An 11,971-nucleotide genomic window follows, 5' to 3' on the forward strand; every position below is an offset into this window, starting at 1 on the left:
GATTTGCGGCGGTCATGGCCCAGGTGAGACGCCCGGTCCCATTCCGAACCCGGAAGCTAAGGCCTGGCACGGCGATGGTACTGCACCCGACAGGGTGTGGGAGAGTAGCACACCGCCGCATTCACACTTACAGGAGCCCCGATACCCACACGGTACCGGGGCTCCTTCTGTCTCACCCGGTCCAGTCGGAAACACTCCCGGGGTCCTTCTTGTATATACAAGCAACAACACGACGACATCCGCCGGGACCACCCCCCGGTCCGCGGCCAGCTCGTCCCGCAATCACGGACGGACCCCGTTCGCGTTCCGCCGGCTCGACCGTCGTCTCGCACATCGCCTGCAAACGGCACCGCCGTTTGCTCCACGGCGATGTCCCGACAAGGGAAACCAAGAATAAGGGCCACGACAAACCCGGCCCAATAAACACTCTCTTTTCTTTCACTCTTCCCTATCACCCACAGCTACGTATCTTGAAGATCCAAGGCGACGGGCGACGGGTCACTCTACACTGGGCACTGCTATGCACTACTTCACCCCCAAACGTTGCGCCACGTCGAACAAAATCATGTATCACGACAAGGCACAGGCCCAGCGCGCCGCCGATCAGAGCCTGATCGAGCGCGGGGCGGAGCTGTGGGTGTATCGGTGTGAATACTGCAACTGCTGGCATCTGACCCATCGCGATCCCAGGATGAGCTATCGGCATGTGCCGCTCAACCAGGAACTTAAACCGCACAGTCGCAAAAAGGGCTACAAGCCGCGTCGTCGATAAGGAAAGTCCTGTTAACCAGGATTGACATGAATTCGATGGGCTATCCCTCAATCGGCTTCGCCGACAGCTCGTCCCGCAATCAAGGACGGATCCTGTCCGCAGCGTATTGGCTCGACTGCCGTCTCGCACATCGCCTACAAACGGCTCGGCTCTGTTAAACCAAGATCGACATGAATTCCACCGGACTACCCCTCAGTCGGCTCTGCCGACAGCTCCCCTGACAAGGGGAGCCAAGAATAAGGGGCATGCCAATCTTGGTTTAACAGAGCCAACGGCTCCGCCGTTTGTTCCACGGCGATTCCCGACAAGGGGAGCCGAGAATGAGAGCCAAGAATAAGACATCTCTCGGGAAAACCGAGGCCGCTACATCACCTTGGTGCTTTCGAGGTTGCGAATCACCCAGTCGTTGAAGCGAATCACGGGCTTGCGCAGCATCAAACCAAGCAGCAGAGACGGCACCAGGAACAGGGCCAGCTTGCCCATGGACACCCAGTATTCCATGCCGAAGGAGCCGGCCATCGCCGAATGCATCGCGTCCACCGCATACGGGAACAGCAGCCACTTGGATACCGCCTGGAAGAACGGCGGCAGCGTCTCCACCGGGAAGGTGCCGCCCGAGCCGGCCACCTGCATCACCAGCAGCACCACGGCAATGGCCTTACCGATGTCGCCGAACGACACGGTCAGCGTGTACACGATGTTCGAGAACACCAAGGCCGCCAGCCATCCGACCATCAAGAACTGCACCGGATGCTCGCACTGCACGCCGAGATAGAACATGTCTCCAAGGCACACCAGGGTGCCCTGCAGGAGCGCCAGGAAACCGAAGATCATGTATCGGCCGAAATACTCGTGATGCAGAGGAAGCCCGAACTGTCGGGCGTTGCCGGGGGATTCCGGGCGCGGCTTCTTGAGCACGTCCAGCGCCGCTCCTGGACCGGCCACACGTCCGGCGATTACGGCCTCGCGTAATCCCACCTCGGTGCCCAGCGGCAATTCGTTACCAAGCCCCAAAATCTTGGCCTTCTCATGGTCGGAAATGGAGACCTTGAGCATGGCCACCAGAATGATCGCACCCACCCAGATGGCCAGAATCGTGTAGAACGGTGCCATGGCCGAACCGTAGTTCGCAATTGGATACAGGGGAATGCGGCCGACCGCCACCGGCGCGGACAGCATCGAGGCGATGGTGTCCGGATCGGCCGAGATGACGCTGGACAGGTCCGTGCCGCCGCTTTTGGCCAACGACGAGAACTTGTCCGCCAAATCGTCGAGTTTCTTGGCGGAGCGATTCAGCGCGCCCGAAGCTTTGCCCAATGATGTGCGGATGCCGGTGATGCTGCCGGACAGACCGCCCGAAAGTCCCGAAACGCTGTCCACCGTGGACGTCAGACCGTCGATGACGGCGTTCGCCTGGCTCGCCACGTCGTCCATCGAGGAGGCGAGCTTGTCCAGCTGCGGCTTGAGCGTGCGCTCGTATGTATCGGAGGCCGCACTGATGGACTTGCGCGCCTCATCGATTTCGTTCTTGAGCTTCTGCCGGGTGGCGTTCGCGTCCGCAGTGTCGTCCGTGATTTTCTGCGCCGCTTCACCGAGCGCGTCGGCCGCGGATTGCAGCTTCTGCTGGGTCTGTGTGGCCTGTGCCGCGGCCTTGGCCAGGGCGTTCTTCACCGCCTGCAGGTGGCTCTGCTCCGCCAACGATTGCAAAGCCGCCGCGTAGTCGCCGAACTTGTCAGCCTGGGCCTGCACTTTCGACTGCATGCCGGTGAGCGTGTCCGCCACCTGTGAGGATTGCGAGTCGATGTCCTTGAAGGCCGCGTCGATCTGTTTGTCAATCGAGGTATACGCAGCGTCGGCCTGTTTCAGTGCCGCGCCCACGCCGGCCGTGGCGCCGGACAGCGCGTTGCTGAGGCTCGTGACGCCTGATTTCGCCTGTTTCATGGCCTTCTTCGCGTCCGCGGCGGCCGAACCGGTGGAGCCGAGCAGCTTGTCGGTCGAATCGATGATGCCGTCCGCGGCGCCCAACAGGCCGGAATAGGCGTCGATCTGCGATGCGGCCCCGGTGAGCTTCGAGGACATGGCCGTCAGATGATTGGTGGCATTGCTGACGTACTGTGCCATTTCGGGGCTCTGCGCGTACTTGGCTACATTCGAGGCGAGGTTCAGGGCCACGCTGGACAACGTTTTCACGAAGGTCTGGTCGATGGTGGTGGCCACGGTGCTGGCACCCTCGTCCGTGATATGCGGGGCGATCGGGTTGATTTTTTCGTTGAGATAGTATTCGAGCTTCGCGTGCTTGATCTTCGGGGTGAATAGCGTCATCATGTCCGCGCTGAAGCTCTTGGGGATCACCAGCGCGGCGTAGTATTCGCCGGAATACACGCCGTCGATGGCCTTGTCGCGGTCCACGAACTGCCAGTCGAGGTCATGGTTGGCCCTGAGGGTGTTCGTCACGGTCTCGCCCACGTTGATGGGCAGCGGGATGAGATCGGACTTGTACCCCTTGTCCATGTTCGCCACGGCCACCTTGAGGGCCTTCGTATTGCCGTACGGGTCCCAGCTGGCCGCGATGTTGTACCATGCGTACAGGGACGGCACGATGACCAGGCCCACCGCCACCACGACCGCGATCACGTTGCGCGTGGCCTGGCGCAGATCACGGACGAACAGCTTCCAGATGAGCTTCATCGCGCGCCTCCCTTGCCCGTGCCGCTTTCGCCGTCACTGCCGTCGTCATCATCGCCATTCGGCGGAATGGCCATAAACCGCCGTGTGGTCTCGCCGATGTCCGGATCGGCATCGTCTCCCGCATCATTCCCGAACCGGGCCGCATGCTCCGGCATATGCCCGGTGCCGGCCGCGTGCTTGCCGTCGGCGCCGCGGAACCGACGCCAGACATAGCCGTTGAGCATCACGTCGCGGAATTCGTCGGCGCTCATCGCGCTCACGCCCAGCTGCATCGCGTAGCTTTCGCGCATGTATTCGGTGACGATGAGATAGGCGTCGATGATGATGATCGACAGGATCCACGCGCTGAGCATCGCGATCTTCGCCTTCATGACGAACAGCAGGATCAGGAACACGAACGGCAGCACCGTCAGCAGGACCAGGCCGGAGACGATCATCATCGGATACCGTGCGAAGAACCGGTGCGCGCGGCGGGTGATGATGTCCCGCAGCTCCTTGCTGTCGGACACCGTGCGGAACACCGCGTTCAGGCTCACCTGCTCGTTGACCATGCTGTTGTGCTCGGTGATCATGAGGTCCGTGTCTCCCAGACGACGGTCGAACAGGGCGTTGAGGTTCATGGCGTACCGACGCACCATGAGCCCCACGAACAGCGCCACCGGCAGGTAGTAGCCCAGATGCAGCATATCCAGCCAGTAATGGTTCGCGTAGGTGCCGGCGATCGGCCCGCGCATGGCGTTGATGCCGTAGGTGAACGGCAGCCAGGGATGCAGGTCGCGGAAGAACTCCGGCATCATTTCGATGGGGTACAGGCCCGAGGCGCCAGGAATCTGCACGATGACCAGGATCACGGCCACGGCCTTGCCGATGTGCCGGAACGCCACGGCCAGCGCGTAGATGATGTTGATGTAGACGAACGAGCAGAACACGCCGGCCAGCACGAACAGCAGCGGATGCTCGAATTGGATGCCGAGCACCAGGTCTCCGATCGTGGCGATGATCGCCTGCAGGAACCCGACCGTGACCAGTAGCAGCCAACGGCCCAGGTACGCCTGGGTGGCGGTGACGTGCCGCAGGTTCTCGCGGTCCACCTCAAGTTTGTAGATGGCGATGAGCACGAAACCGCCCACCCACAGCGCAAGGTTCGTGTAGAACGGGGTGACGGCCGAACCGTAGTTGTCGGTCGGGTAGACCACCTTGGTGACCAGATTGACCGGCGTGCCCATGAACTTGCCGAATTCCTCGTCGTCCAGGTGCAGGGTGTCCATGATCTTGCGGTAGGCGGCGGAACTGTCGAGTGCGCCGATGTCGGTGCGGACGGTGCGCACGTCCTCGGCGAGCTGCGCCATCGACTGCTGTGTGCCGGAAATGGTGGTCCGGGTCTGGCCGATCGTATCGGAAAGCTGGTCGAACAGGCCGTCGGCCTGCTCGATGGTGCCGTTCAGGGAGACCAAGGTGCCGTCAAGGGTGCCGTTGAGCGCGGCGAAGCTGTTGAGGGAGGCGTTAAGGTTCGGCATGACGGTGCCGGTGAGCGACTGTCGGGCCTGGCTCAGCGCCGCAAGCCCGCCGGTGGCCGCGGTGCCCATCGCGCCGGAGAGATGGCCGGTGGCGTCCTTGCCGGAGTCGATGAACTGGGTGGCGTTCTTGTGGAAGTCGTCGATCTGCGCCTGCTGGCGGCCAATGACCCCGTCCAACGTGTCCAGCTGGTTCCAGATGCGCTGTCCCAGCGGGTCGGAGGTGTTTTCGTCGATGCCGGCCTGCCGCAGTGCGTCGCGTACGTTGTCGATGGCGGTCTGTGTGCGGTCCAGCGGCGCGTTCAGGGCGTTGGTGATGGAGTCCACGGAATCTTGCGCGCTGTTGAACGATCCGATGATCGTGCCCGCGGCGGTGTTCACGTCCACCGCAAGTCCGGAGAGTTTGGCCGAACTGGAGTCCAGCGCGCCCGTGAGCGTGGTGGAGAAGGCCTGTGAGCCGTTCTGCGCTTCGGTGAGCAGCGTGCCGGACTGTTGGGAGGCCTTGCGGGCGCTCGCGATTGCCCGTTTCAGGGTGCTGGTGGTGTTTTTGGCGTTGGCGATGGTGCCGTCCGCCTGGTCGAGCGTATCGGTGAGGTCGGTGAGCACGGTCTGGACGCTGCCAATGGTGTCCAGCACCGTGTCAAGATCGGCGATGGCGTCCTGCTGGGTGGATCCGGCGGCCTTGTTCAGTTCACCGCCCGCCTTGGATACGGCTTTGGCGACGGTATCGCCCACGGTGGTCACGAATGTGGAGTTGATCTGCTCGTCAATGGTGGAGGCGCCGGTGTCCGTGATCTTCGGGGCGATGGCGTTCTTCTTCTCGTTGACGTAATAGCGGATCTCGGGGCGTTCCGTGGTGCCGGTGACCGAATTCACCAGCGATTCGCTGAAGTCCTTCGGCAATACGATGGCCGCGTAGTACTCGCCGGTCTCCACGCCGTGCACGGCCTGGTCCTCGTTGTCCACGAACCGCCAGCCGAGCTGATGGTTCTTCTTCAGCTGGGCGACCACCTGCTTGCCGGCGTTGAGCCTGCCAACCAGATCGTTGGAGGTGCCCCGGTCCGCATTGGCCACCGCGACCTGGATGTTGCCGGTGGCCGAATACGGGTCCCAGTTGGCCAGGATGTTGAACCAGGCGTACAGCGAGGGGATCACGGCCACGCCGAGCGTGACCACCACCGCCACGGGATTGCGCAGGATGCGCAGGAAATCACGCCGGAAAATACGCCAGATCGTCCGCATGCAACCCCTCGTTTCGCCGCCGGTTCTTTGTGCCGGCCTTGCCGTGCCCACCGGTAAGCCACATGCAGTCTATCCCCACCGCCTCCGCGACGATCGGCGTACGGAGGCGGGATACCGGGAAAATGGTCAGGGCGTGTCCGAATTATGGCCTCGATGGGCGGACGATGTGGATGCGCCGGTTACTTGTCGAGCGTGAAGCCCTGGGTGGCCGCTTTGTCCAGCAGCGTCTTGTTGGAGACGTCCTGACGGCTGATTTTGGCGATCTGGTCGCTGAAGGCGTCCACTGGACGGTCGGCCTGACGCAGGTCGTAGTACTGGTGCACCTCGACGTCGAAGGCGGGCAGCGCGTCCAGCGTGCCGTCCGCGTCGGCCGGGTACGTGTTCTCGAAGAACTGCATCTCGCGCGGCATGCGGGGCTTCAGCGCGGGCTCCTGATCGGGCTTGCCGATGGCCAGGCCCAGCACCGGGTACGTGTATTCCGGCAGGTTGAGCAGGTCGATGAGTCCGTTGATGTTGTTGAGCGGGGAGCCCAGGATCACGCAGCCGAGGCCCAGCGAGAACGCGGCCGTCTCCATGGCGTGCAGGGCCAGCACGGCGTCGTTCTGTGCTTGGGTGAAGCGGTAGCTGGTCTTGAGGCCGAACTCGTCGGAGGACGGGTCGATGCCCTTGGACTGGGCGATGCGGGCGTTGCGGTGCTCGTCGATGATGAACATGTACAGCAGCGGCGCATCGGCGATGTACGCCTGGGTGCCGTACTCGGCGATCTTGGCCTTGAGAGCGGGGTCGGTGATGCGGATGGCGGACCAGTCGTTGAGGAACTGGCTGGAGGCGGCGCGCTGGGCCACGGTTTCCAGCGTGGCGATGGTGTCGGCGTCGATGGCCTCATCCTTGAACTTGCGGATGGAGCGGCGGTTGAGCAGGGTTTCGATAGTCGCATTGGTAACCATGCGGCCAATTCTTCCACGCGCGCTGGCCAGTCGGCAGGCCGGTTATCTGGCAGTGAAACCGGTGCGTGATGCGGCGTGATGATGGCGGTGAACGGACCGGGGTGCGCTGTGGACGGGCTTCGGACTCGGCCTAACGGCGGGCCTTGCGATGGCGACGGGCCACGATGGCCTTGGAGCCGCGGTCGGAAAGCTGGGAGACCATCGCGCCGAACGCGGCCGAGGCGGCGGCGAACGCCAGACTCATCAGCAGGCCCTGCGGGGCGTCCGCGGCCAGTCCCTTGCGCAGGTTGCGGCGGGACGTGCCCTTGTCCCACAAGGTCTGGAACGCCTTGCCGGCCACCAGGCCGACCAGCGAGGGGACGGCGGCCTTGAACGCCTTGTCCAGCAGGGAATCGGGGTCGGCCTCGCGGGCGGCGCGCAGGGCGTTCACCTTCTCGTCGATGCGGTGCAGGCTTTCGACGGCCTGATCGGCGCCGGACGAGAACTCACCTCCGTCATATCCGGATTCATACCCGGAGCGGCCGGACGGGAATGCCGCGCCGTTCTCGGTGAGGGAGTCGGGTCGCGCGATGGATCCCGCGGACAGGTCGGGGGCGGAACCATGGAAACCGGAGTGACGTGCGGTGTGCTTTGCGCTGCTCATGGCTCCCCAGTCTAGAGCAAAAGCGGGGCATCTGGCGAGGCATGCGGCGGACGCGCCCGAACAGGACTAGAGTGGAGGCATGAACGAACAGCATGTGGACGGCACCGTGGCCGTCAACCCCTCCCGCGGTGGTACCGGCTTCCTGGTGCTGCTGCGTCATGGACAGACCGTATGGAGCGAATCCGGACAGCATACCGGCCGCACGAACATCCCCCTGACCGCCGTGGGCGAACAGCAGGCACGCGACGCCGGTGTGCGCCTGCGCGAGGCGTTTCCCGGCGGATTCGAGGAAGGATGCGTGTTCTCCAGCCCGCTTCGCCGTGCACAGCAGACCGCGCGACTGGCCGGTTTCGCCGAACCGCAGACGCTTGACGGCATCGCCGAATGGGATTACGGCCGCGCCGAAGGCCGCACGCGCAAGCAGGTGAGCGAGGCCAGCGGCTTCGATTGGGATGTGTGGCGTGACGGGCCGCGCTCGCTGACGCCCGCGCTTGAAGGCGACTGGGTGGAGACCCTGCCCGACGGCGAGCAGGTGCCGGTGCATGCCGGTCCCGGTGAGACGCTTGAGGAGGCCGCCGCCCGCGCCCGCGGGGCCATCGACCATGTGATGCCATTGCTGAACGGCGGCCACAACGTACTGATGGTGGCGCACGCGCATATCCTGCGCATCCTCACCTCCCAGTGGCTGGATGTGGATCCGCATTTCGCGCGCATGCTGCGGCTCGACACCGCGCACTATTCGGTGCTGAGCGTGTACAAGGGGGACAACGTCATCGAACGCTGGAACGCCTGACGGCTTGACTGAATTGAGCTTGGCTCCGTTCAACCGGGATTGATGATGTGATTACACTCTCTCGGCTCCCCTTGTCAGGGGAGCTGTCGGCGAAGCCGACTGAGGGGTAGTTCGATTGATTTGACGGAACCGGATTTTGGGCCCGTTCGTCTGTGCGCGGACGGGCTTTTTCGTCGTTGCCGGGGTGACGATTACCGCGATTATGCAAACGATGGTTATGCGGGTGCCGAACGTGGGGAGTATGGGGTGGTTTTCTATATGTCGCAAGTACTGTTAGCGCTCTCAGTTTGCTAACGCTTGCATTATGGGCGCTATGCAGAATAATCGGAATTATCCGGTTAATTGACGGTTTGTGGATATCTGTCCGCATAAGTGACGCGCCGAAAAATGCCATCGTTTGCAAAATCTCGCAAACCGTTGCACAATAGGTCATGTCGATAGTCGTAAGGGAGCCGCTAACGGCACCCGGGCCGGACGGAATACCGGCATCGACGATGAAGAGAAAGGTTCGATGATGAATCGTACAGTGAAGTCTGCGGTCGCGATGGCGGCCATTGCCGCAATGTCGCTCGGCACCCTTGCCGCCTGCGGAAACTCCAGCTCCTCCGGCGACGACTCCAAGGGCAAGGTCTACTACCTGAACTTCAAGCCGGAGGCGGCCGACCAGTGGACCGCGCTGGCCAAGGAATACACCAAGGAGACCGGCGTGGAGGTCAAGGTCCAGACCGCCGCCTCCGGCACCTATGAGCCGACCCTGAAGTCCGAGATCGCCAAGACCGAGGCCCCGACCCTGTTCCAGGTCAACGGCCCGGTGGGCTACCAGAACTGGAAGCGCTACACCGCGGACATGTCCAACACGGACGTGTACAAGGAGCTCAACAACCAGGACGTGGCCCTGAAGGACGGCGACAAGGTCGTCGGCGTGCCGTACGTGATGGAGACCTACGGCATCATCTACAACAAGGACATCCTCAACAAGTACTTCGCCCTCGACGGCGCCAAGGCCAAGTCCATGGACGAGATCGACAACTTCGACACCCTGAAGGCCGTGGCCGACGACATGCAGGCCCGCAAGGACGAGCTCGGCATCAAGGGCGCGTTCACCTCCGCCGGCTTCGACTCCTCCTCCGACTGGCGCTTCAAGACCCACCTGGCCAACCTGCCGCTCTACTACGAGTTCAAGGACGATAACGTCACCGAGCAGCCGGCCAAGATCAAGGGCACCTACCTGCCGAACTACAAGAAGATCTTCGACCTGTACATCACCGACTCCACCACCGAGCCCACCCAGCTGAGCGCCAAGACCGGCGACGACGCCAACTCCGAGTTCGCGCTCGGCGAGGCCGCCTTCTACCAGAACGGCACCTGGGCCTGGACCGACCTGCAGAAGGCCGGCATGTCCGCCGATTCCGTGGGTATGATGCCGATCTACATCGGCGTCAAGGGCGAGGAGAAGCAGGGTCTCGCCACCGGTTCCGAGAACTACTGGTGCATCAACGACAAGGCCTCCGACGCCGACAAGAAGGCCACCGAGGAGTTCCTGAAGTGGGTCATCACCTCCGACGCCGGCAAGAAGGCCCTCTCCCAGGACATGGGCTTCACCACCCCGTTCAAGACCTTCGATGACGTCACTTCCGACAACCCGCTGACCCAGGCCGCCGTCGAGGACCAGAAGTCCGGCAAGACCGCCGTCTCCTGGAACTTCACCATGATGCCGTCCGAAGAGTGGAAGAACCAGCTCGGCCAGGCCCTGCTGGAGTACGCCCAGGGCACCGGCAAGTGGGACGCCGTCAAGACCGCCTTCGTGGACGGTTGGGCTTCCGAGTACGAAGCCTCCCACTGAGTCTGACGGGTCCGGCCGTCCTCCTTCCGGACGGGCCCCGATGATTCGACCGGGTTCCATACCCGGATAATTTAAAAGCCGCGGCGCCCCGCGCAGCCTCTTTCCTCCAGGGGCGCCGCACCTCCTTGTGTTTCTTCTTCTGTTCCCTCCTTTGACCAAACCAGTTGAGGCCGCCGTCCGGTAGTGTTCGGGCGGCGGCCTCAACTGGTTTTGCGCTGTTGCGCGGGAACTCAGTGCGCGCGGGAGGTGGAGGATCGCACCACGAGGTGGGCGGGGAAGGTCACGAACGGCTCATCCACCGGCTTCTCCTCGATGAGATCGAGCGTCATGCGCGCGGCGATATGCGCCATCTCCACCGGATCCTGACGAATCGTGGTCAGGCCGATGTCATTGGTGTAGAAGCTGTCGTCATAGCCGATGAGCGACACGTCGCCGGGTACGGAGAAGCCGTTGCGCTCCAGCTGGAACATGAGCGGCAGGGCGATGCCGTCCTCCTGGCAGGCGATGGCGGTGGGCATCTCGTCCAGGCTCATGAGCTGGTTGACCACGTCGCTGATCTGGTAGTGGCCGTCGCCATCCACCTTGCACACCACCACCTGAGGTTCGATGCCCTCCTTGCGGCAGGTCTCCATGAACACGTTGAATCGGCCGCGCACCGAGAAGCTCAGCGAGACGTCACGGTCGGTGCTGATGTAGGCGATGCTGCGGTGCCCGAGGTTCATCAGATGGCGGGCGGCGAGCGTGGAGCCCTGGCGGTCGTTGATGTTGACCGCGGCCGCAAAGCCGTGCTGCTCGGATTCCGCCGTGTTGATGCCGATGATCGGCACATCCACCGAGGTCAGCTGCGCGGTCTCCCTGCTGTCGATGTCGAAGGAGACCACGATCACCGCGTCCGCGTTGCGGCGCACCGGCAGCATCTCGAAGAACTCGCGACGCTCCTCGATGCTGGAGATCTGGAAGACGGAGATGTCGTACCCCTCGGCGTGCAACACTTCGTTGAGACCCTCGATCACCGAGGCGGTGAACCACAGGCGGATATGGCCGCTCATCAGCACCGCGATGCGCAGCGAACGGCCGGATTTCAGGGCCGCCGCCGAGCGGGACAGCGAGAAGTTGAGTTCGTCGGCGATGGCCAGCACGCGCTCGCGGGTCTTGGCGGAGACCAGATCCGGTCTGGTGAACGAACGGGAGACGGTGGAGATGGAGACGCCCGCCTTCTGGGCGACATCCTGAATGCTCGTGGTCATGAAAGCCCCCTGTGGCTGATTGAAGAAGCGCAGAATTTGCCTGATTGTCCCAGTGTACATGTCACGCGAGGGTTTGGCGAAGATGACAACGATTGTATTACAAACGTTTGCAGATGTTATGTTGTCCATTGAAAATGGCTATATTGCGCCGTTTTTATTATTGAAAGCTGACTGATTCCACTCGCAACGCTGTGGTTGGGAAACGCGATAAATGACAACGTTTGACATCTGTTGCAGCAGCACGTACCATGAACGTAGGTTCAGCGGAAAGGACTATGTGAC

At 62.7% G+C, this 11,971-nt stretch carries 8 protein-coding genes and 1 rRNA gene; 4 read left to right on the forward strand and 5 right to left on the reverse strand.

Annotated features, from left to right (window positions below):
• Window positions 1-4 precede the first annotated feature (4 nt).
• Together rrf and JS536_RS10155 are read left to right on the forward strand one after the other, a co-directional pair.
• Window positions 5-121: ribosomal RNA gene (rrf, locus tag JS536_RS10150) — 5S ribosomal RNA — on the forward strand.
• Window positions 122-520: 399 nt separating this feature from the next.
• A complete protein-coding gene (locus tag JS536_RS10155; protein ID WP_214356824.1) occupies window positions 521-772 on the forward strand; it encodes a hypothetical protein in 252 nt (83 codons plus the stop codon).
• 363 nt (window positions 773-1,135) lie between these two features.
• On the opposite strand, the gene JS536_RS10160 is transcribed toward JS536_RS10155, so the two are convergent.
• The 4 genes from JS536_RS10160 to JS536_RS11895 form a co-directional block, all read right to left on the reverse strand.
• A complete protein-coding gene (locus JS536_RS10160) occupies window positions 1,136-3,460 on the reverse strand; it encodes a YhgE/Pip domain-containing protein (protein ID WP_214356825.1) in 2,325 nt (774 codons plus the stop codon).
• Entirely contained in the window at window positions 3,457-6,216 is a 2,760-nt protein-coding gene (locus tag JS536_RS10165; protein ID WP_214356826.1) for a YhgE/Pip domain-containing protein, read from the reverse strand. The genes JS536_RS10160 and JS536_RS10165 overlap by 4 nt, the downstream gene beginning before the upstream one ends.
• Before the next feature lie 179 nt (window positions 6,217-6,395).
• Window positions 6,396-7,163, reverse strand: coding sequence for a nitroreductase family protein (locus tag JS536_RS10170; RefSeq protein WP_214305423.1), 768 nt, complete (start codon window positions 7,161-7,163; stop codon window positions 6,396-6,398).
• A 130-nt stretch (window positions 7,164-7,293) separates the two neighbouring features.
• The gene (locus JS536_RS11895) at window positions 7,294-7,614 is read right to left on the reverse strand and encodes a DUF4235 domain-containing protein (RefSeq protein ID WP_236029586.1); all 321 of its coding nucleotides are present in this window, start codon (window positions 7,612-7,614) and stop codon (window positions 7,294-7,296) included.
• A gap of 271 nt (window positions 7,615-7,885) precedes the next feature.
• On the opposite strand from JS536_RS11895, the gene JS536_RS10180 reads away from it, so the two are divergent.
• Both JS536_RS10180 and JS536_RS10185 read left to right on the forward strand, forming a co-directional pair.
• On the forward strand, window positions 7,886-8,599 hold the full coding sequence (locus JS536_RS10180; protein WP_214305421.1) for a histidine phosphatase family protein: 714 nt from the start codon (window positions 7,886-7,888) through the stop codon (window positions 8,597-8,599).
• 511 nt (window positions 8,600-9,110) lie between these two features.
• The gene (locus tag JS536_RS10185; protein WP_214356827.1) at window positions 9,111-10,442 is read left to right on the forward strand and encodes an ABC transporter substrate-binding protein; all 1,332 of its coding nucleotides are present in this window, start codon (window positions 9,111-9,113) and stop codon (window positions 10,440-10,442) included.
• Window positions 10,443-10,672: 230 nt separating this feature from the next.
• Here the strand turns inward: JS536_RS10185 and JS536_RS10190 are convergent, their stop codons facing one another.
• Window positions 10,673-11,689, reverse strand: coding sequence for a LacI family DNA-binding transcriptional regulator (locus JS536_RS10190; RefSeq protein ID WP_214356828.1), 1,017 nt, complete (start codon window positions 11,687-11,689; stop codon window positions 10,673-10,675).
• Window positions 11,690-11,971 lie beyond the last annotated feature (282 nt).

It is taken from the genome of Bifidobacterium sp. SO4 (genome assembly GCF_018555355.1).
GTDB classification, from domain to species: Bacteria; Actinomycetota; Actinomycetes; order Actinomycetales; family Bifidobacteriaceae; genus Bifidobacterium; species Bifidobacterium miconisargentati.